19 protein-coding genes are annotated in these 20,617 nt (G+C 71.2%); 9 read left to right on the top strand and 10 right to left on the bottom strand.

The genetic code is table 11. From position 1 onward, the window contains the following. Nucleotides 1–36: 36 nt before the first annotated feature. From QQM72_RS07400 to QQM72_RS07370, 7 genes are all read right to left on the bottom strand, one after another. Nucleotides 37–1,095: a LacI family DNA-binding transcriptional regulator gene (locus QQM72_RS07400; RefSeq protein ID WP_314219974.1), complete on the bottom strand. Its 1,059-nt coding sequence runs from the start codon at nt 1,093–1,095 to the stop codon at nt 37–39. Between the two features lie 102 nt (nt 1,096–1,197). Then, on the bottom strand, nt 1,198–2,622 hold the full coding sequence (locus QQM72_RS07395) for a BNR repeat-containing protein (RefSeq protein WP_314219973.1): 1,425 nt from the start codon (nt 2,620–2,622) through the stop codon (nt 1,198–1,200). Nucleotides 2,623–2,696: 74 nt separating this feature from the next. After that, on the bottom strand, nt 2,697–3,017 hold the full coding sequence (locus QQM72_RS07390; RefSeq protein WP_314219972.1) for an L-rhamnose mutarotase: 321 nt from the start codon (nt 3,015–3,017) through the stop codon (nt 2,697–2,699). 40 nt (nt 3,018–3,057) lie between these two features. Continuing rightward, nucleotides 3,058–4,140: a rhamnose ABC transporter substrate-binding protein gene (gene rhaS, locus QQM72_RS07385; RefSeq protein ID WP_314219971.1), complete on the bottom strand. Its 1,083-nt coding sequence runs from the start codon at nt 4,138–4,140 to the stop codon at nt 3,058–3,060. A 35-nt stretch (nt 4,141–4,175) separates the two neighbouring features. Then, nucleotides 4,176–5,168: an ABC transporter permease gene (locus QQM72_RS07380; protein WP_314219970.1), complete on the bottom strand. Its 993-nt coding sequence runs from the start codon at nt 5,166–5,168 to the stop codon at nt 4,176–4,178. Then, nucleotides 5,161–6,258: an ABC transporter permease gene (locus QQM72_RS07375; RefSeq protein ID WP_314219969.1), complete on the bottom strand. Its 1,098-nt coding sequence runs from the start codon at nt 6,256–6,258 to the stop codon at nt 5,161–5,163. Before QQM72_RS07375 ends, QQM72_RS07380 begins: the two co-directional genes overlap by 8 nt. 91 nt (nt 6,259–6,349) lie before the next feature. Further along, complete coding sequence (locus tag QQM72_RS07370) at nt 6,350–7,864, bottom strand: sugar ABC transporter ATP-binding protein (protein ID WP_314219968.1); 1,515 nt, start codon at nt 7,862–7,864, stop codon at nt 6,350–6,352. A gap of 261 nt (nt 7,865–8,125) precedes the next feature. On the opposite strand from QQM72_RS07370, the gene rhaI reads away from it, so the two are divergent. The 6 genes from rhaI to QQM72_RS07340 all read left to right on the top strand — a co-directional run bounded on the left by rhaI (nt 8,126) and on the right by QQM72_RS07340 (nt 15,870). After that, nucleotides 8,126–9,286 carry an L-rhamnose isomerase gene (rhaI, locus tag QQM72_RS07365; RefSeq protein WP_314219967.1) on the top strand — a complete coding sequence of 387 codons (1,161 nt, stop codon included), beginning with the start codon at nt 8,126–8,128 and terminating at the stop codon, nt 9,284–9,286. Between the two features lie 120 nt (nt 9,287–9,406). Beyond that, entirely contained in the window at nt 9,407–11,446 is a 2,040-nt protein-coding gene (locus QQM72_RS07360) for a bifunctional aldolase/short-chain dehydrogenase (RefSeq protein ID WP_314219966.1), read from the top strand. A gap of 5 nt (nt 11,447–11,451) precedes the next feature. Continuing rightward, nucleotides 11,452–12,888 carry a rhamnulokinase gene (locus QQM72_RS07355; RefSeq protein WP_314219965.1) on the top strand — a complete coding sequence of 479 codons (1,437 nt, stop codon included), beginning with the start codon at nt 11,452–11,454 and terminating at the stop codon, nt 12,886–12,888. Nucleotides 12,889–12,995: 107 nt separating this feature from the next. Then, a complete protein-coding gene (locus QQM72_RS07350; RefSeq protein WP_314219964.1) occupies nt 12,996–13,751 on the top strand; it encodes a (Fe-S)-binding protein in 756 nt (251 codons plus the stop codon). Continuing rightward, nucleotides 13,748–15,232 carry a lactate utilization protein B gene (locus QQM72_RS07345; protein WP_314219963.1) on the top strand — a complete coding sequence of 495 codons (1,485 nt, stop codon included), beginning with the start codon at nt 13,748–13,750 and terminating at the stop codon, nt 15,230–15,232. Before QQM72_RS07350 ends, QQM72_RS07345 begins: the two co-directional genes overlap by 4 nt. Beyond that, on the top strand, nt 15,229–15,870 hold the full coding sequence (locus QQM72_RS07340; protein ID WP_314219962.1) for a LutC/YkgG family protein: 642 nt from the start codon (nt 15,229–15,231) through the stop codon (nt 15,868–15,870). Before QQM72_RS07345 ends, QQM72_RS07340 begins: the two co-directional genes overlap by 4 nt. A 2-nt stretch (nt 15,871–15,872) precedes the next feature. On the opposite strand, the gene QQM72_RS07335 is transcribed toward QQM72_RS07340, so the two are convergent. After that, nucleotides 15,873–16,256 carry a winged helix-turn-helix transcriptional regulator gene (locus QQM72_RS07335; protein ID WP_314219961.1) on the bottom strand — a complete coding sequence of 128 codons (384 nt, stop codon included), beginning with the start codon at nt 16,254–16,256 and terminating at the stop codon, nt 15,873–15,875. Between the two features lie 105 nt (nt 16,257–16,361). On the opposite strand from QQM72_RS07335, the gene QQM72_RS07330 reads away from it, so the two are divergent. Then, nucleotides 16,362–17,207, top strand: a complete 846-nt coding sequence (locus QQM72_RS07330) for an SDR family oxidoreductase (RefSeq protein ID WP_314219960.1) — start codon at nt 16,362–16,364, stop codon at nt 17,205–17,207. Nucleotides 17,208–17,209: 2 nt separating this feature from the next. On the opposite strand, the gene QQM72_RS07325 is transcribed toward QQM72_RS07330, so the two are convergent. Next, nucleotides 17,210–17,788, bottom strand: a complete 579-nt coding sequence (locus QQM72_RS07325; RefSeq protein ID WP_314219959.1) for a hypothetical protein — start codon at nt 17,786–17,788, stop codon at nt 17,210–17,212. A 124-nt stretch (nt 17,789–17,912) separates the two neighbouring features. Here QQM72_RS07325 and QQM72_RS07320 point away from each other — a divergent pair, with 124 nt between their 5' ends. Together QQM72_RS07320 and QQM72_RS07315 are read left to right on the top strand one after the other, a co-directional pair. Then, nucleotides 17,913–18,770, top strand: a complete 858-nt coding sequence (locus tag QQM72_RS07320; protein ID WP_314219958.1) for an AAA family ATPase — start codon at nt 17,913–17,915, stop codon at nt 18,768–18,770. After that, nucleotides 18,767–20,119 carry a vWA domain-containing protein gene (locus tag QQM72_RS07315; protein WP_314219957.1) on the top strand — a complete coding sequence of 451 codons (1,353 nt, stop codon included), beginning with the start codon at nt 18,767–18,769 and terminating at the stop codon, nt 20,117–20,119. Before QQM72_RS07320 ends, QQM72_RS07315 begins: the two co-directional genes overlap by 4 nt. A gap of 17 nt (nt 20,120–20,136) precedes the next feature. On the opposite strand, the gene QQM72_RS07310 is transcribed toward QQM72_RS07315, so the two are convergent. Next, a complete protein-coding gene (locus QQM72_RS07310) occupies nt 20,137–20,496 on the bottom strand; it encodes a cupin domain-containing protein (RefSeq protein WP_314219956.1) in 360 nt (119 codons plus the stop codon). Between the last annotated feature and the right edge of the window lie 121 nt (nt 20,497–20,617).

Here is a 20,617-nt window from a genome sequence, read left to right as displayed (position 1 = left end):
CTGAACGGGCACTCAGCACGGTTACTGAACCGTCGCTCAGCGCGCCGAGAGGCTGGACCTGCGCACCACGAGCTCCGGCTGGAGCACCACCCGCCGGTGTTCGTGCCGGCCGGCGCCCGCACTTCCTGCCCCTCCTGCTCCTCCTGCTCCTCCTTCTTCGGTCTCCTCCAGCAGCATCTCGGCGGCCAGCGCGCCCATCGTGACGGCGGGCTGCCGGACCGAGGTGAGGGGGACGGCCGCGGCGGCCGCGAACTCGATGTCGTCGTAGCCGACGATGGCCAGGTCCTCCGGCACCTTCACCCCCGCCGAGTACATCGCCTGGAGCACGCCGAGGGCGAGCAGGTCGTTGGCGCAGAACACGGCGGTCGGGCGGCGGTCGCCGAGGCCCAGCAGGCGGGCGCCCGCGTCCCGCCCGGCGGCCACGTCGAGCCGTTCGGTGGGCAGCTCACGCAGGCATTCGGGGCCGAGGCCGGCCTCGGCGAGCGCGTTCAGGGCTCCGGTGCGGCGGTCGCGGACCTGGGTGAAACCGGGCGGGCCGCTGACATAGGCGATCGAGCGGTGCCCGGCGTCCACCAGATGCCGTACGGCGAGCGCGCCGCCCGCCACGTCGTCCACCGACACCGAGCACTCGGTGGTGCCCTCGGAGACCCGGTCGACCAGTACGAAGGGGATGCCGTGCCGGCGGAAGGAGGCGATGTTGCGGCCGGTCGCGTCGGCCGGGGTGAGCAGCACACCCCGCACCCGCTGCTCGGCGAAGAGCGACAGGTACTCGGCCTCCTCGCCGGCGCTCTCGGCGCTGTTGCAGACCATCACACCGAGCCCGGCGTCGCGGGCGGCCCGCTCCGCGCCGCGGGCGACGTCCACGAAGAAGGGGTTGCCCATGTCGAGGACCAGCAGCCCCATGATCCGGCTGCGGCCCGCGCGCAGTTGCCGGGCGGACTCGCTGCGCACGTAGCCGAGCCGGTCTATCGCCGACAGCACGCGCGCCCGGGTCTCGGTGGCGACGGTGTCCGGGCGGTTGATGACGTTCGACACCGTGCCGACGGAGACTCCGGCGGCACGGGCGACGTCCTTGATTCCCACCGGCTGGGCCATCAGGCGGGGACCTCCAGGTGAACGGGATACGGCGGGACGGCCTTCACATTACCGTCACTGCGCCGCACCCCTTTCCGAGTACGGACATGGGTCGGATTCGGGTCATGCGGGCAGTGCGAAGTCGACGACGTGGAGCGCCGAGGGGGTCGTCCCGCTCGACTTCTCCTGGTACATGAACGACAGCACGTTGTCGGCCTTGACGCGCATTTCGTCGATCACGACCTCGCCGAAGGCGTTGAGGCCGCTGCCGTCGAAGAGCACGGTCCAGTCCGTGTAGCCGGAGGCCTTGGAGGCGCCGGCGATCCGGCCGAAGGGGAAGATCGCGTACGCGTTGTCGTACTTGTCCAGGACCAGCTTGGTGCGCTGGCTGGAACCGAGGACGACGGGTATCTCCGTCTTCTGCCAGCTCCCGGAGGCGTTCTTGCGCAGATGGAAGGCGCGGCCGTTGGCGGTGCGGTCGCTGACGTAGTCGGTGGTGCACTGACCGAAGCGGCCGGGGACATAGCTGATGATCGCGTGCGGGAGGCCGGTGGAGCCGGTGGCCTGGCTCTCCTGGTTCATCAGGGAGTGGTCCGGGTTGAGCGCGTCCACGACGAGTCCGGCGTCCGTGACGGCGACCTTGTCGGAGCCGCCCGTGGTGCCGACGACGGTGCCCGCGTTGTTCAGCCAGGTGCGGCCGCGGTCGGTGGAGTAGACATAGCCGGTGTCGTGGTTGGTGATGCCGCCGCTGGAGCACATCACGGCGCCGTTCTGCTCACGCCAGGTGAAGAAGGAGTGCAGCCGGCCGTTGACGTCGTAGTCCATGCCGTGCAGGTACATGTTGCGGACGGTCGAGGAGCCGTGCTCGCTGGTGTAGGTGCCGGTCGAGCTGGACCACTCGCCGAGGTTCGTCCAGGTCGAACCGTCGTACTCCGCAAGGGCGTTGCGGCCGTTGCCCGAGATGCCGACCCGGTAGCCGAGCTGGAGCCTGCCCTCGGGGGTGGCGATGAACTGCGGGTAGGTGAACTGGGTGGTGAGCGCGAGGCCGTCCAGGGTGGTCTGGACGGCGCCGAAGACGGACGACGTCCAGGAGGTGGCCGCCGGGTTGTCCAGGAGTCCGGCGACCGACTTCACGTAGAAGAAGCCGTCGCTGTGGGAGTCCATGTTGAGGTGCAGACGGCCGTCGACCTTCGAGACGCCCATGGAGATGACGTTGTGCGAGTCGCTGGCCTTGAGCTGGTGCGAGAGGGTGACGGTGGACCAGGTGGTGCCGCCGAGGACGCGACGGGCGACGACCGCGTTCCTGGTCGAGGTGTACCAGGCGGCGTACTGGTAGCCCTTGTAGGTCAACAGGCCGTTCTTCTGGAACGAGTTGTTGTTGACCAGGCCGTCGTAGGACACGAAGAACACGGCCGTGGCGTCGAGTTGGGTGGTGGCCTTCCTGGTGACCGAGGGGCCGGGGTCGGCGGCGCGGGCGGTGCCGGCGGCGAGGACGGGGGATGCCGCGGCACTGAGGAGAGCGCCGGCCAGCAGGGTGCGTCGTCTCATCTCGGGGGACTCCGTTGTCTGCGAGAGCGGGAAGCAGAGGGAACAGCGGGGAACAGCGGGGAGGGGTAGGGGGGTCAGGCGAGGTGGAACACCTCGGTGAGAGGCTTCATCGCCTCGTCGGGCCGGGCCCCGTCGAGCGACTCGAAGAACGGGGCCATCTCCGCCTGCCAACGGGCGTTGACGTCGGCGGCCTCCATGCCGGCCTGGGCGGCGGCGAAGTCCGCTGTCTCCAGATAGCCGACGAGCAGGCCGTCGTCTCTCAGGAACAGGGAGTAGTTGTGCCAGCCGGTGGCCGAGAGAGCTTCGAGCATCTCCGGCCACACGGCGGCATGGCGTTCGCGGTACTCGGCGAGCCGGTCCTGTCGGACCTTGAGCAGGAAACAGACGCGCTGCATGAAGTACCGCTCCTCCGTGGGGGGTTGAGGTGTCCGGCGACTAGAAGTTGAACTGGTCGATGTTCTTGGCGTCGAACACGGTCGGCTTGCCGAGGCTGATCACGCCGTCCTTGCCGATGGTGTACGTGGTGGTGCCGGCCTTGAAGGTCTCCCCCTCCGCGCCGGTGATCTGGCCCGAGACCAGCGCCACCGCCGTCTGGGCGGCCAGCGCGCCGAGCTTCGCGGGGTCCCACAGCTCGAAGGCCTCGACGGTGCCGTTCTTGACGTAGGTGCGCATGTCGTTCGGGGTGCCGAGGCCGGTCAGCTTGACCTTGCCCTTGTACTTGGAGCCCGACAGGTACTGGGCGGCCGCCTTGATGCCGACGGTGGTCGGGGAGATGATCCCCTTCAGGTTCGGGTACTCCTGGAGCAGGCCCTGGGTCTGCTGGAAGGACTTCTGGGCGTCGTCGTCGCCGTACGCGACCTTGACGAGCTTGATGTCCTTGTACTTGGCGTCCTTCAGCTCGTCCTTCATGAAGTCGATCCAGGTGTTCTGGTTCGTCGCGGTCTGCGCGGCGGACAGGATCGCGATCTCGCCCTTGTAGCCGATCTGTTCGGCGAGCAGCTGCACCTCGGTACGGCCCAGGTCCTCGGCGGACGCCTGTGAGACGAAGGCGTTGCGGCACTCGGGGTTGGTGTCCGAGTCGTAGGTGACGACCTTGATCTTGTTGCTCATGGCCTGCTTGAGCGCGGTGCACAGGGCGCCCGGGTCCTGGGCGGACACGGCTATCGCGTCGACCTGCTGCTGGGTCAGCGTGTTGACGTAGGAGACCTGGCCTGAGGTGTCGGTGCCGCTGTTGGTGCCGACCTCCTTGTAGCTGGAGCCCAGTTCCTTCAGAGCCGCCTCGCCGCCCTTGTCGGAGCTGGTGAAGTAGGGGTTGTTGACCTGCTTGGGCAGGAAGCCGACGGTCAGGCCCTTCTTGGTGGCCGCGTTCGGGTCGGCCTTGCCGGCCGAGACGGCGGCGCCGGTGCTCTCGTTCTTCACGTCCTCCTTGGTCGTGCCGCCGCAGGCGGTGGCGGCGAGCGCGAGGGAGGAGACGGCGGCGAGGGCCGCACAGGCACGACGGAGGGATGACTTGCGCATCACGGGGTTCCTTTACGAGGGTGAGCGAAGCGGGGTTAGACCGTCGGAGTCGGGGCCGTGGCTCTACGGCCCGCCCGTGCGACGGAGATCTGCCGTGCGACCCGGGGGCCGAGCACGGAGACGACGAGCAGGACGCCGGTGACGACGATCTGCGACTGTGCGGAGACGTCCTGGAGGCTCATCACGTTCTGCGCGGCGCCGAGCAGGAAGACTCCCGCGATCGCGCCGCCGAGCGTGCCCTTGCCGCCGTCGAAGTCGATACCGCCGAGCAGGACGGCCGCGATGACGGAGAGTTCGAGGCCGGTGGCGTTGTCGTAGCGGGCGCTGGCGTAGTGCAGTGCCCAGAAGACGCCGGTGAGGGAGGCCAGCAGGCCGGTCACCGTGAACAGGATCAGCTTGTGCCGCCTGACCCGGATGCCGGCGAACCGGGCGGCCTCCTCGCTGGCGCCGATCGCGAACAGCGAGCGGCCGAACGGGGTGGCGTGCAGGACGACCACGGCGATCGCGAGCAGGACGACGAAGGGCAGGAGGGCCTGCGGGAGGAAGGTGTCCCCGAGCCGGCCGGCCGCGAAGTCCAGGTACTGGGTGGGGAAGTCGGTGACCGCGTCGGAGCCGAGCACGATCTGCGCGATGCCCCGGTAGGCGGCCATGGTGCCGATGGTGACGGCGAGCGACGGGAGCCCGAGGCGGGTCACGAGCAGGCCGTTGACCAGCCCGCACACCACACCGAGCAGCAGGCAGATCGGGATGATCGCCTCGATCGTGAGGCCCTGGTTCCACAGGGCGCCCATGACCGCGCCGGACAGCCCGGCGGTGGAGGCGACGGACAGGTCGATCTCGCCGGAGACGACCAGCAGGGTCATCGGCAGTGCGATGAGCGCGATGGGCAGGGTGTTGCCGATCAGGAACGACAGGTTGAGGGCGTTGCCGAAGCCGTCCACGAAGGAGAACGAGAACAGCAGCAGGACGATCAGGAGGGCGCCGACGACCGTGTCCCAGCGGACGGCGCGGGTGAGCGACTCAGGCATGGCCGGCGTCTCCCTTCTTGGCGGTGGTCTTCACGGGGGCGGCGGTGGTGGTCCTGGCCGCGGCCGACTTCTTCTTCAGCGCGGTCGCCACCCGCAGGGCGACGACCCGGTCGACGGCGATGGCCAGCAGGAGCAGCACGCCGTTGATGGCGAGCACCCAGACCGAGCTGACGCCGAGCGCGGGCAGGACGCTGTTGATGGAGGTGAGCAGCAGCGCGCCGAGGGCCGCGCCGTAGACGCTGCCGGAGCCGCCGGTGAAGACGACGCCGCCGACCACGACCGCGCTGACGACGGTGAGTTCGTAGCCGTTGCCGGTCCCGGAGTCGACGTTGCCGAACCGGGCCAGGTACATCGCTCCCGCGAGGCCGGCGAGGCCGCCGCAGAAGGTGTACGCGGCGAGGATCCGCTTGCGGACCGGGATGCCGGCGAGCCGGGCGGCCTCCGGGTTGGAGCCGAGCGCGTACAGCTCGCGGCCGCTGCCGAAGTGCTTGAGGTAGTACGCGGTGGCGATGAGGACGGCGAGCGCGATGAGCGCCAGCCACGGCACCGCGGACAGCCCGCCGGAGCCGAAGTCCACGAAGGAGTCGGGCAGGTCGGCGGCGGTGATCTGGCGGGAGCCGACCCAGATGGAGTCGATACCGCGGATGATGTACAGCGTGCCGAGGGTGACGACGAGGGCGGGCACCTGACCGAGGCTGACCAGCAGGCCGTTGAGGAGCCCGAAGCCGATGCCGAGCAGGATCGCCAGCACGATCGCGATCACCGGGTTGCCGCCGCCCTGCAGATACGTGCCGGCGGTGAAGGCGCTGATGCCCAGGGTGGAGCCGACCGACAGATCGACGTTGCGGGTGATGACGACCAGGGACTGGCCGGTGGCGACCAGCACCAGGATCGTCGCGTTCAGCAGCAGGTCCTTGATGCCCTGCTCGGACAGGAACTCGCTGTTGCCGGCCTGGGTGACGGCGATCATCACCAGGAAGACGACCAGGATGGCGAGTTCGCGCATCTTGAAGACGCGGTCGACCAGCCGGGTGCCGCTGGACTTCGGCACGTCGGCGACGGGGGCCTCGTGGGAGGTGGTCACCGTCATGCCGTGCCCCCTTCGTTCGCTTCTGCGCCCGCGCGGCGCAGAGGCGCGGGCATCGTGTTCGTCTGCGGCCCGGCGGCCGCGCGTGCGTCGCTCACGCGGCCCTCCCGGTGGCTGCGGCCATCACGGTTTCCTCGGTGGCTTCGGTGCGGGGGATCTCGGCGGCGAGCCGGCCCTCGTGCATCACCAGCACGCGGTCGGCCATGCCGAGGATCTCGGGCAGGTCGGAGGAGATCATCAGGACGGCGACCCCGTCGGCGGCCAACTCGCTGAGCAGCCGGTGCACTTCGGCCTTGGTGCCGACGTCGATGCCACGGGTCGGCTCGTCGACGATGAGCACCTTGGGGCCGGTGGCCAGCCACTTGGCGAGGACGACCTTCTGCTGGTTCCCGCCGGACAGTGTGTTGACGGTGTCGGCGAGCCGGGCGTACTTCACCTGGAGCTTGACCGCCCAGTCGAGGGAGCGGCTGCGCTCGGCGCCGCGGTCCATCAGTCCGGCCCTCACGGTCGTCCGCAGGCCGGTCAGGCCGATGTTGCGCTCGATGGACATGTCCATCACGAGGCCCTGGGCCCGCCGGTCCTCGGGGACCAGCGCGAGGCCGGCCGCCATCGCGGTGGAGGGGGCGCCGTTGGTCAGCGTACGGCCGTCCACGGCGACCTCCCCGGCGTCCCAGCGGTCGATGCCGAAGACCGCGCGGGCCACCTCCGTACGGCCCGCGCCGACGAGTCCGGCGAGGCCGACGATCTCGCCGCGCCGGACCTCGAAGGAGACGTCGGTGAAGACACCCTCGCGGGTCAGCCGGCGGACGCTGAGGGCGACCTCGCCCGGCGTCACGTCCTGCTTGGGGTAGAGCTCGTCGAGGTCGCGGCCGACCATCCGGCGGACCAGGTCGTCCTCGGTCATGTCCGCCAGCGGCTCGCTGGCGATCCAGGCCCCGTCGCGCAGGGTGGTCACCCGCTGGCAGATCTCGAAGATCTCCTCCAGCCGGTGCGAGATGAACAGCACCGCCGCGCCCTGCTCACGCAGGGTGCGCACGACGCCGAACAGCCGGGCGACCTCGCTGCCGGTGAGAGCGGCGGTCGGCTCGTCCATGATCAGGACCCGGGCGTCGAAGGAGAGCGCCTTGGCGATCTCGACGATCTGCTGGTCCGCGATGGACAGGCCGCGGGCCGGACGGTCGGGGTCGAGCTCGACGCCGAGGCGCCGCATCAGGGCGGCGGTGGCCGCGTGGGTGGCCTTGTGGTCGATGCGGCCGAGGGCGCGCCGGGGCTGGCGGCCCATGAAGATGTTCTCGGCGATCGACAGGTCGGGGAAGAGCGTGGGCTCCTGGTAGATCACGGCGATGCCGGCGTCGCGGGCGTCGCCGGGACCGTGGAAGGTGACGGGCTCACCGTCGAGCAGCACCCGACCCGCGTCGGGTCGGTGCACTCCCGCGAGGGCCTTGATGAGCGTGGACTTGCCCGCGCCGTTCTCGCCGGCGAGGGCGTGCACCTCGCCGGGGAACAGCTCCAGGGAGACGCCCCGCAGGGCGCGAACGGCACCGAAGGACTTGGTTACGTCCTCCAACGCCAGCACCGGGGCCGGTCCCGCGTCGGACGGGTAGGTCATGGATGGCTCCTCGACGACGCCCGGGACGTGCCCTCACGGCGTCGTGAAAGGTTTCAACTGGATTGCCGGGACGTTAGGCATCCGGGCCATGTCACGTCAATGGGTACGTCTCGAAAAGTTTTCGATAGCCGAAGGTCACGCGGCGGTCACGGAGAACGGAGCAGGCCGGAGGGCTTGACACTCTCCCCGCGGGCTCATAGCTTCCCGTTCTGAATCGTTTCATCCGGGAGTTGTTCCGGACCGATGTCACAGGAGCCCGAAGTGACCGACCTCGCCGCGGTGAAGGCCGCGCTGAAGACCCAGGCCGTCGAGACGCCGTCGTGGGCGTACGGGAACTCAGGCACCCGTTTCAAGGTGTTCGCCCAGGAGGGCGTCCCGCGCACCCCGCAGGAGAAGCTGGACGACGCGGCGCAGGTGCATCGCTTCACCGGCGCCGCCCCGACCGTGGCCCTGCACATCCCGTGGGACAAGGTGGAGGACTACTCCGCACTTGCGAAACATGCCGAGGACCGCGGGGTGAAGCTGGGCGCGATCAACTCCAACACCTTCCAGGACGACGCCTACAAACTGGGCAGCATCTGCCACCCGGACGCGGCGGTGCGGCGCAAGGCTCTCGATCATCTGCTCGAGTGCGTCGACATCATGGACGCGACGGGCTCCGCCGATCTGAAGCTGTGGTTCGCCGACGGCACGAACTATCCCGGTCAGGACGACCTCCGGGCCCGGCAGGACCGGCTCGCCGAGGGCCTCTGCGCGGTGTACGAGCGGCTCGGGGACGGGCAGCGGATGCTGCTGGAGTACAAGTTCTTCGAGCCCGCCTTCTACTCCACGGACGTGCCGGACTGGGGCACGGCGTACGCGCACTGCCTGAAGCTCGGGCCGAAGGCGCAGGTCGTGGTGGACACCGGGCACCACGCGCCCGGCACCAACATCGAGTTCATCGTCGCCACGCTGCTGCGCGAGGGGAAGCTCGGCGGGTTCGACTTCAACTCGCGGTTCTACGCGGACGACGACCTCATGGTGGGTGCCGCCGACCCGTTCCAGCTGTTCCGGATCATGTACGAGGTCGTGCGCGGGGGCGGGTTCACGTCCGATGTGGCGTTCATGCTCGACCAGTGCCACAACATCGAGGCGAAGATCCCGGCGATCATCCGGTCCGTGATGAACGTGCAGGAGGCCACGGCGAAGGCGCTGCTGGTCGACCGGTCGGCGCTGGCCGCCGCGCAGGCGTCCGGTGATGTGCTGGAGGCGAACGCGGTGGTGATGGACGCGTACAACACGGACGTGCGTCCGCTGCTGCGTGAGGTGCGGGAGGAGACGGGGCTGGACCCCGATCCCATGGCCGCGTACCGGGCGTCCGGGTACGCCGAGAAGATCGTTGCCTCGCGGGTCGGTGGGGAGCAGGCGGGGTGGGGGGCATAGGCGTCCGCCGAGTTGCGACAGTTCGCGGACTGCGGGCCTGATGTGGCTGGTCGCGCAGTTCCCCGCGCCCCCTGGGGGCGCCTTGCTCACCCGTGTCCAGGAAGTTAGGAAATGACAGTCATGGCATCGCACCCCGAAGCCGCCGCCCTCCTCGGTCGGTCCCATCGGCTCGGCGCCGATCCCCGTAACACCAACTACGCCGGCGGCAACACCTCCGCCAAGGGCACCGACACCGACCCCGTGACCGGCGGGGACGTCGAGCTGATGTGGGTGAAGGGGTCGGGTGGCGACCTCGGGACGCTCACCGAAGCGGGGCTCGCCGTGCTGCGGCTGGACCGGCTGCGGGGGCTCGCCGACGTCTATCCGGGCGTCGAGCACGAGGACGAGATGGTCGCCGCGTTCGACTACTGCCTGCACGGCAAGGGCGGGGCGGCGCCCTCGATCGACACCGCCATGCACGGTCTCGTCGACGCCGCACACGTCGATCACCTTCACCCCGACTCCGGGATCGCGCTGGCCTGTGCCGCCGACGGGGAGAAGCTGACGGCCGAGTGCTTCGGCGACACCGTCGCGTGGGTGCCCTGGCGGCGGCCAGGCTTCCAGCTGGGGCTCGACATCGCCGCCATCAAGGCGGCGAACCCGCAGGCGATCGGCGTGGTCCTCGGCGGCCACGGGATCACCGCCTGGGGCGACACCTCCGAGGAGTGCGAGCGCAACTCGCTGCACATCATCCGGACCGCCGAGGCCTTCCTCGCGGACAAGGGGAAGGCCGATCCGTTCGGGCCGGTCCTCGACGGCTTCGCGGCGCTGCCCGAGGACGAGCGGCGGGCGCGGGCCGCCGCGCTCGCGCCCTACGTGCGGGCCATCGCCTCCCAGGACCGTCCCCAGGTCGGGCACTTCACCGACTCCGACGCCGTCCTCGACTTCGTGGCCCGGGCCGAGCACCCGCGACTCGCCGCGCTCGGCACCTCCTGCCCCGACCACTTCCTGCGGACCAAGGTGCGGCCGCTGGTCCTGGACCTGCCGCCCACCGTCACGGTGGAGGACGCGATCGCGCGGCTGAAGGAGCTGCACGCCGAGTACCGCGAGGAGTACGCGGCCTACTACCGGCGGCACGCCGACGCCGACTCGCCCGCCATGCGCGGCGCCGACCCGGCGATCGTGCTGGTCCCGGGCGTCGGCATGTTCTCCTTCGGCAAGGACAAGCAGACCGCGCGCGTGGCCGGCGAGTTCTACGTCAACGCGATCAACGTGATGCGTGGCGCGGAGGCGGTGTCCTCCTACGCGCCGATCGAGGAGTCGGAGAAGTTCCGCATCGAGTACTGGGCCCTGGAGGAGGCCAAGCTGCAGCGGATGCCCGCGCCGAAGCCGCTGGCCACCCGGGTGGCCCTGGTCACGGGAGCCGGCAGCGGGATCGGCAAGGCCATCGCGCACCGGCTGGCGGCCGAGGGCGCGTGTGTCGTGATCGCCGACCTCGACGGCGAGAACGCCGCGCAGGTCGCCGAGGAGCTCGGCGGGCCCGACAGGGCGGTCGCCGTGACCGTCGACGTGACCTCCGAGGAGCAGATCGCCGGTGCCTTCCGGGACGCCGTGCTCGCCTTCGGCGGCGTCGACCTCGTCGTCAACAACGCCGGGATCTCCATCTCCAAGCCGCTGCTGGAGACGTCGGCACGCGACTGGGACCTCCAGCACGACATCATGGCCCGCGGGTCGTTCCTCGTCTCGCGTGAGGCGGCGCGGGTGATGATCGCGCAGGAGCTGGGCGGCGACATCGTCTACATCGCGTCGAAGAACGCCGTCTTCGCCGGCCCGAACAACATCGCCTACTCCGCGACCAAGGCCGACCAGGCCCACCAGGTGCGCCTGCTGGCCGCCGAGCTGGGCGAGCACGGCATCCGCGTCAACGGCGTCAACCCGGACGGCGTGGTGCGCGGGTCGGGCATCTTCGCGGGCGGCTGGGGCGCGCAGCGGGCCGCGACCTACGGCATCGCCGAGGAGAAGCTCGGCGAGTTCTACGCGCAGCGGACCATCCTCAAGCGTGAGGTGCTGCCGGAGCATGTCGCGAACGCGGTGTTCGCGCTCACCGGCGGCGAACTCACCCACACCACCGGACTGCACGTCCCCGTCGACGCGGGTGTGGCGGCCGCGTTCCTCCGGTGACGGCCGTGCGCTCGTACGCGGCGGTCGACCTGGGCGCGTCCAGCGGGCGTGTCATGGTCGGCCGGGTGGGCCCGGACTCGCTGGAGCTGGCGGAGGCGCACCGCTTCCCCAACCGGCCGGTCCGGGTCCCCGAGGGGCTGCGCTGGGATGTGCTGTCCCTCTACGCGGGAGTTCTCCAGGGCCTGCGGGCGGCCGGCCAGGTGGACTCGGTCGGCATCGACAGCTGGGCCGTGGACTACGGCCTGCTCGACGCCGACGGGGCCTTGCTCGGCAACCCGGTGCACTACCGGGACGCCCGTACCGAGGGGGCCGCCGAGAAGGTGTGGGCGACCGTGCCGGCGGCCGAGCTCTACGCGGCCACCGGACTCCAGTACGCGCCCTTCAACACCCTCTACCAGCTGGCGGCGGCCCACGGGACCCGGCAACTGGCCCACGCCCGCCGCCTGTTGCTCATCCCCGACCTGCTGGCGTACTGGCTGACGGGTGAGCAGGGCACCGAGCTCACCAACGCCTCCACCACCCAGCTGATCGACCCCGTGACGGGCGACTGGTCGTACGACATCGCCGCCCGGCTCGGCATCGATCTGGAACTGTTCGCGCCGCTGCGGCGGCCCGGCGACCCGGCGGGGCTGCTGCGGGCGGAGGTGCTCCAGGAGACGGGGCTGACCGGTCCCGTGCCGGTGACGACGGTCGGCTCGCACGACACCGCCTCCGCCGTGGCCGCGGTCCCGGCGACCGGAGAACGGTTCGCCTACATCTGCACCGGCACCTGGTCGCTGGCCGGCCTGGAGCTGACGGCGCCCGTGCTCACCGAGGAGAGCCGGGCCGCCAACTTCACCAACGAGCTCGGCCTGGACGGCACGGTCCGCTACCTGCGCAACATCATGGGACTGTGGCTCCTCCAGGAGTGCCTGCGGGCCTGGGGCGAGCCGGACCTGGGCGCTCTGCTGCGGGAGGCTGCCGCCGTGCCCGCGCTGCGCTCGGTCGTGGACGCCGGGGACGCCGCGTTCCTGGCGCCCGGGCGGATGCCGGAGCGGATCGCCGAGGCGTGCCGCGCGTCCGGGCAGCCGGTGCCCGGCACGCCCGCGGAGATCACGCGGTGCATCCTCGACTCGCTCGCGCTGGCCCACCGGCGGGCCGTCGACGAGGCGCAGCGGCTCGCCGACCATCCCGTGGACGTCGTGCACATCGTCGGGGGCGGCACGCGTAACGCGCTGCTGTGCCAGCTCACCGCCGACGCCTGCGGGCTGCCGGTGGTGGCCGGTCCGACGGAGGCCGCGGCCCTCGGCAACGTGCTCGTCCAGGCGCGGGCGCACCAACTGGTCGGCGACCGTGCCGACATGCGCCGGCTGCTCGCCCGCACGCAGACACTGACGCGCTACGAGCCGCGGGGCGACGCCGAGCGGTGGCGCGAAGCGGAGGCCCGGCTCGCCACGCGGTGAGCCGGGGTCTCCCCCGGGCCCGCGCACCGGGCTTCCCCCCACTACGCTGCACGCGTGTGGGTGGTGCCCCCAGCACTCATCCGATGACCTACCCGCAAGGAGCCGCGATGCGTGTCGCACTGTTCCTGACCTGTGTCAACGACACGCTCTACCCCGAGACCGGCCGTGCCGTGGTGAAACTCCTGACCAGGCTGGGCGTCGAGGTCGACTTCCCGATGGCCCAGACCTGCTGCGGCCAGGCCCACTACAACACCGGCTACCGCCATGAGGCCGAGCCGCTCGCCCGGCATTTCTCCGATGTCTTCGGGGAGTACGAGGCGATCGTGACGCCCTCCGGGTCGTGCGGGGCGATGGTGCGGGAGCTGTATCCGCGGATGGGCGAGCGGGCCCGGGCCGAGGGGCGCGGGGACACCCTCGCCGCCGCCCTGGCGCCGGTGGTCCCGAAGACGTACGAGCTCACCGAGTTCCTGGTGGACGTGCTCGGGGTGACGGACGTCGGCGCGTACTACCCGCACACGGTGACCTATCACCCGACGTGTCACGGGCTGCGGGGACTGGGCCTCGGGGAGCGGCCCCGGCGGCTGCTCCAGGCGGTCAGGGGGCTGGAGCTGGTGGAGCTGCCGGGGGCCGACGAGTGCTGCGGCTTCGGCGGGACCTTCGCGCTGAAGAACGCCGACGTCTCGGCGGCGATGGGCGCCGACAAGGTGCGCAACGCCGAGTCGACGGGCGCCGAGGTGCTGTGCGCGGCGGACAACTCCTGCCTGATGCACATCGGAGGGACCATGACCCGGCTGGAGACAGGCATGCGGCCCGTGCACATCGCGGAGATCCTGGCGAGCACGGAGGAGGTGCCGGCCGTATGAGCGGAACGTTCGTAGGAATGCCGTCCTTCCCGAAGGCCGCGCACGAGGCGGTCGGCAACCAGACCCTGCGCGCGAATCTGCGGCACGCCACGCACACCATCCGGGCCAAACGGGCGAGCGCCGTGGCCGAGGTGTCCGACTGGGCGGAGCTGCGGGAGGCGGGCAAGCGGATCAAGGACCACACGCTGCGCCATCTCGACCGCTACCTCGTGCAGTTGGAGGAGTCGGTGACGGCGGCGGGCGGCGTCGTCCACTGGGCCGCCGACGCGGACGAGGCCAACCGGATCGTGGCCGGCCTGGTCAAGGAGACCGGCGAGTCGGAGGTCGTCAAGGTCAAGTCCATGGCCACGCAGGAGATCGGGCTCAACGAGGCGCTGGAGGCGGAGGGCATCCGCGCCTACGAGACCGACCTCGCCGAGCTCATCGTGCAGTTGGGCAAGGACCGGCCGTCGCACATCCTGGTCCCCGCGATCCACCGCAACCGGGGTGAGATCCGGGACATCTTCACCCGTGAGATGAGCGAGTGGGGCCGCCCCGCCCCCGAGGGCCTGACCGACACCCCCGCCGAACTCGCCGACGCGGCCCGGCTGCACCTGCGCGAGAAGTTCCTGCGCGCCAGGGTCGGCGTCTCCGGCGCCAATTTCATGGTCGCCGAGACCGGCACCCTGGTGGTCGTCGAGTCCGAGGGCAACGGGCGGATGTGCCTCACCCTCCCCGAGACGCTGATCTCCGTCGTCGGCATCGAGAAGATCGTGCCGACCTGGCGGGACCTGGAGGTCTTCCTCCAGACGCTCCCCCGTTCCTCGACGGCCGAGCGCATGAACCCGTACACGTCGACCTGGACGGGCACGACGGACGGCGACGGACCCGGCACCTTCCATCTGGTGCTGCTGGACAACGGCCGCACCGACACCCTCGCCGACGAGGTCGGCCGGCAGGCCCTGCGCTGCATCCGCTGCTCCGCCTGTCTGAACGTGTGCCCGGTGTACGAGCGGGCGGGCGGGCACGCCTACGGCTCGGTCTACCCGGGCCCGATCGGCGCGATCCTCAGCCCCCAGCTCCGCGGCACCGGGAGCGAGATCGACGCCTCACTGCCGTACGCCTCGTCGCTGTGCGGCGCCTGCTACGAGGTGTGCCCGGTGGCCATCGACATCCCGGAGGTGCTGGTCCACCTGCGGGAACGGGTCGTCCAGGGCGGCCCGGTCACGCGCGAGGGCAACAAGGTGGTGCTGAAGCCGGCCAAGGGCCATGGCGCCGAGCGGGCCGCGATGCGGGCGGCGCGCTGGGCGTTCGGCCGGCCGGGCGCGCTGCGCGCCGGGCAGCGGCTGGCGTCCCGGACACGTCGGCTGCATCCTCGGACGCTGCCCGGCCCCGGCAAGGCGTGGAGCGCCACGCGGGATCTGCCGGCGGTGCCCGCGGAGCCGTTCCGCGACTGGTGGCAGCGTACGAACGGCGGGACATCCGAGGGGACGGCGAAGTGAGCAGCAGGGAACGGATTCTGGGCCGGGTGCGGCGCGCGCTGGCCGATGTGCCGCAGGACGACACCCCGTACGAGGAAGCCGTCGGCCGCGACTATCTGCGCGAGCACGGCGCCCGGAGCACCGAGGAGACGGTCGAGCTGCTGGCGGCGAACCTGGCGGACTACCGGGCCGTCGTGCACCGGTGCGGCGCGGACGAACTTCCGTCCGTGCTGGCCCGGTTGCTCGCGGAGCGGAAGGCGGCGACCGTGCTCGTGCCGCCCGGGCTCGACGAGGCGTGGCTGGCGGAGGCGGACACCGCCCGGGTGGCGGACCGGGTGGAGAGCGGCGCGCAGGAACTCGACCGGGTGGACAGCGTGGTCACGGCGTGCGCGGTGGCGGTCGCCGAGACCGGGACGATCGTGCTGGACGGCGGTCCCGACCAGGGTCGGCGCCGGATCACCCTGGTTCCGGACCACCACATCTGTGTGGTGCGCGTCCCCGAGCAGGTGGTGTCGTCCGTGCCGCAGGCTCTCGAACGGCTCGATCCGGCACGCCCGTTGACGTGGATCTCGGGCCCTTCGGCGACCAGTGACATCGAGCTGGACCGGGTGGAGGGGGTGCACGGCCCGCGCACCCTGGAGGTGATCCTGGTCGGCTGAGGTCAGGCTCGGCCGTCGTAGTCCTCCCGGGCCTCTTCCACCTGGGGCAGATGCTCGTCGGCCCACTCGGCGAGGTGGGCGAAGAGCGGGCGCAGGCTCAGGCCGAGCGCGCTGATCTCGTACTCCACGCGGGGCGGTACCTCGGGGTGATAGGTGCGCACCACCAGGCCGTCCCGTTCGAGCTGGCGCAGGCGCTGGGTCAGCACCTTGGGGGTGATGCGGGTGATCCGGCGCTCCAGTTCGACGAAGCGCTGCCGACCGTGGGCGTGGAGCGTCCACAGGATCGGTGTCGTCCAGCGGCTGAACACGATGTCCACGACCGGGGAGATGGGACAGGCGAGTTCGGGATCGGCCGCGACGTCCCTCACACGCAGCCCACCGGTCATGCGCACCCCTTTGGGTAAGTCACTTTCCCCTAGGTACCTACTATACGTGCGCTGTTAGCGTCGTTCCCGCAACACCAACCACCCATTTCCAGCGGGGAGTCAGTCATGATCGTGGTGACGGGGGCGACGGGAAACGTCGGCCGTGAACTGGTGCGGGTCCTCGCGGCGGCGGGCGAGCGGGTGACCGCCACGTCCAGGAACATCACGGACGGGGAGGTCCCGGACGGCGTACGGGCGGTGCGCGCGGACCTCACGGACAAGGGCAGCCTGTGGCCCGTGCTCGACGGCGCGAACGCGCTGTTCCTCCATGACGGCGGACCCGGCGGGCATCCGCTCAAGCCGCAGGAGGTGCTCGACGCGGCGCGCAAGAGCGGGATCGCCCGCGTGGTGCTGCTGTCCTCCCTGGGGGTGGTGACGCGTCCGGATTCGGTCTCGCACGGGGGCACGATGCGCGCCGTCGAGGACGCCGTGCGGGAGTCGGGCCTCACGTGGACCCTCCTGCGGCCCGGCGCCTTCCACTCCAACGCCTACGCCTGGGCCGAGCCGGTGCGTGTCCACCGCACGGCCGCCGCACCCTTCGCCGACGTGGCGCTGCCCACCGTCGACCCCGCGGACATCGCCGCGGTCGCGGCCGTGGCGCTGCGGGAGGACGGACACACGGGCCGGGCCTACGAATTGACCGGGCCCGTCGCGACGACGCCCAGGGAGCGGGCGGCGGCGATCGGCGCCGCGATCGGCGAGCCCGTCCGGTTCGTCGAGCAGATCCGGCGGGAGGCGCGCGAGCAGATGCTGGCGTTCCTGCCGGAGCCGGTCGTCGAGACCACCCTGGCGGTCCTGGGCGAGCCGACGCCCGCAGAGCGGCGGGTCAGCCCCGATGCGGAGCGGCTGCTCGGCCGCGCGCCGCGCACCTTCGAGGACTGGGCACGGCGCAACGCGGCCGCGTTCCGGTGAGCTCAGCAGTAGGTCATCGGGCAGCCGTGCCGTAGCGAGTACTGGGCGGCGCGCAGGTAGAGCGCCGTGTAGAACGCCGTGGCCAGGTCGTCGGCCCAGGGGCCCGGCCGGGTGGCGGCGGCCTTCTCCGCCTCGCCTTCCAGGAACCAGAAGGTCAGTTCGAGGTTGCCGAAGGTCGCCGGCACCAGGTCCAGCGGCAGGCCGAGGGCCGCGGCGAGCCGCTCGGCGAGCGCGAGGACGTGCGGCGCTCCGACGACCAGGGTCTCGTCCGTGAAGGCGGAGCCGACGGGCAGCAGGACGCCTTCGTCCAGCGCGAACGGGACCAGCACCGACCAGTCGAGGAGGGTGTGCCGCTCCTCGGGGGTCAGCCGCGCCCGGCACAGCTCGTCGAAGCCGTCCATGGACGGGCTGATCTTCTCCTCGAACCAGCCCCGCGCCTCCCGTACGGCCTGTCGCGGCTCGTACGGCGGCAGCCCGCGCCGTCCCAACTCCGTGTCCAGCGCGGCCGCGACGTCTCCGTAGCCGTCCTCGCCGGGCTCGGACCAGTCCTGCGCGGTGACGCTCACCAGATACACACCCATGATCGCAACGTACCGCCCGCCACTGACAACCCCTCCGGCCACTGATGACAACGGGGGTGAACAAGCGCTTAGATAGATGATCGAACACTCGCCGAGACCGCGACCGATCCGCCCGGAGGCCCCGTTGTTCACGTCCGTCGACGATGTCCGCGCCCGGCTCGCCGAGAGCGGCTACCTTGCCTCCCCCGCCGTCGCCACGACCGTCTTCCTCGCCGACCGGCTCGGCAAGCCACTGCTCGTGGAGGGCCCGGCCGGGGTCGGCAAGACGGAACTCGCCAAGGCCGTGGCCCAGGTGGCGGGGGCCCGGCTGGTCCGGCTCCAGTGCTACGAGGGCGTCGACGAGTCCCGGGCGCTGTACGAGTGGAACCACGCCAAGCAACTGCTGCGCATCAGCGCGGGCCGGGACGAGACCTGGGACGAGACCCGCACGGACATCTTCAGCGAGGAGTTCCTCCTCCCCCGGCCGCTGCTGACCGCCATCCGCGGCGACGAGCCGACCGTCCTGCTGATCGACGAGACCGACAAGGCCGACGTCGAGGTGGAGGGGCTGCTCCTGGAGGTGCTCAGCGACTTCCAGGTCACCGTCCCGGAACTCGGCACGATCACCGCCACGCGCCGCCCGTTCGTGGTGCTCACCTCCAACGCCAGCCGTGAGCTGTCGGAGGCCTTGCGCCGCCGCTGCCTGTTCCTCCACATCGACTTCCCCGAGGAGGAGCTGGAGCGGCGGATCGTCCGGCTGAAGGTGCCGGGCATCGAAGCGGCGCTGGCCGAGTCGGTGGTCCGGGTGATCGGCGCGCTGCGCGCGATGGACCTGCGCAAGGCGCCCTCCGTCGCCGAGACCATCGACTGGGCGCGCACCCTGCTCGCGCTCGGCGCCACCACCCTCGACGAGAGCGTCGTACGCGAGAGCCTGGGCGTGATCCTCAAACACCAGGACGACATCCTCAAGGCCGGCGCGAAGCTCGACCTGGACGCCGTGTGAGCGCCGAGGTCGCCGACCGGCTGGTCGGCTTCGTCGCCGCGCTGCGCGCGCACGGCCTGCGCGTCGGCACCGGCGAGTCGGTGGACGCCGCCGAGGCGGCGGCGGCGCTGGGGTTCGAGGACCGCGGACTGCTGCGCGAGGGGCTGGCCGCGACACTGCTGCACTCGACGGACCAGCGGCGGGTGTTCGACACCGTCTTCGACCTGTACTTCCCGCGCGGCGTCGGCGCGCCCGAGGGCGAGCCCGGCGACCGTGACGACCTGCGGGACCGGCTGGCCGCCGCACTCGCCACCGGCGACGAGACGATGCTGGCCCGGCTGGCGATCGAGGCAGTCGACGGGCTGGGCGGGTACGGGAGTTCACCGGGCGCGGACGGCTGGTCGTCGTACCAGACGCTGGAACGCCTGCGTCCGCAGACGCTGTTGGCGCGCGTGCGGGACGACGTCCGGGCCCGGGGCGGCGACGTCGGGTTCACCGACCGGCTCCTGGAGGACGAGATCCGCAGCCGCATCGAGGCCTTCCGCGCGCTGGTGGCCGGGGAGGCACGGCGCCGGGTGGCGGAGCGGCGGGGGCGGGACGAGATCGCCCGGCGGGCGGTGGCGCCGACCGCCGACCGGGTCGACTTCCTGTACGCGGGCAAGGACCGGCTGGCCGAACTGCGGCGGACGGTACAGCCGTTGGCCCGCAAGCTGGCGACCCGTATGGCCGCGCGGCGGCGCCGGGCCGCCCGGGGCACCATCGACCTGCGGCGGACCCTGCGCGGCTCGCTCTCGACGGGCGGGGTGCCGATGCGGCCCGTGCTGCGCCGCCGGCGGCCGGCCCGTCCCGAACTGGTGCTGCTGTGCGATGTGTCGGGGTCGGTGTCCGGCTTCTCCGACTTCACGATGCTGCTGGTGCAGGCGCTGCACGACCAGTTCAGCAAGGTGCGGGTGTTCGCCTTCGTCAACCGGATCGACGAGGTGACCGGCCTCCTCGAACACGGCGCGGCCGACCCGATGGGCCTCGGCGCCCGCATCCGGGCGGACGCGAACCTGACGGGGTACCACGGCAGCAGCGACTACGGCGTTGCCCTGGGCGAGTTCACCGAGCGCTACGGTGCGGCGGTCGGCCCGCGCACCACGGTGTTCGTGCTCGGCGACGCGCGGACGAACATGAGCGACCCGAACCTGCCGGCGGTCCGGCGGATCGCCGAACAGGCCCGTCACGCTCACTGGTTGAACCCGGAGCCGCGCTCCCTGTGGGGCACGGGCGACTCGGCCGCCCCCGAGTACGCCGGGTCGATCGCGATGCACGAGTGCCGCAACGCTCATCAACTCGGCGCTCTGGTAAGCCGGTTGCTTCCGGTCTAGCCGTACAGGGCCCCGTCCTACTGCGCCTTCGCGTAGTCCTTGGCCATCGCCCCGGCGAAGTCGTACACCACGCACTGTTCGTCTCCCACGACCCACGCGTCATGGCCGGGCGACAACACGAAGACGTCACCCGGGCCCACTTCGCCCTCGCCGCCCTCGTCCATGGTGATGTGCATGCGGCCCTGGACCACGTAACCGTTGTGGTGGATCTGGCAGGTGTCGGTGCCCGCCAGCGACGCGAGCGACTCGGACCAGCGCCATCCCGGTTCGAAGGTCGCCACGGCGAAGTCGAGCCCCGTCATATGGACGGCCTCGAGGTGCCCCCGGGGGAAATCGCGCCGCTCGTCCGGCTTCTCGAGCGCCTTCACTTCCATCATGACGCTCCTCCTTCCGGCCGCGCCTCACCGCGGCCGGGGCCGGTCTCCCCGGCGGCTCTGGACGTCGCCGGTCGGGGGCCGAGCCCCACCCCTCCATCCTCCGCCCGTCGCGCGGAGGCCG

Origin of the sequence: Streptomyces zaehneri, from assembly GCF_032248645.1 — a bacterium.
GTDB lineage: Bacteria > Actinomycetota > Actinomycetes > Streptomycetales > Streptomycetaceae > Streptomyces > Streptomyces coriariae.
Note: the sequence above shows the minus strand (reverse complement) of the source record. Positions and strands in the feature narration are given on the sequence as shown.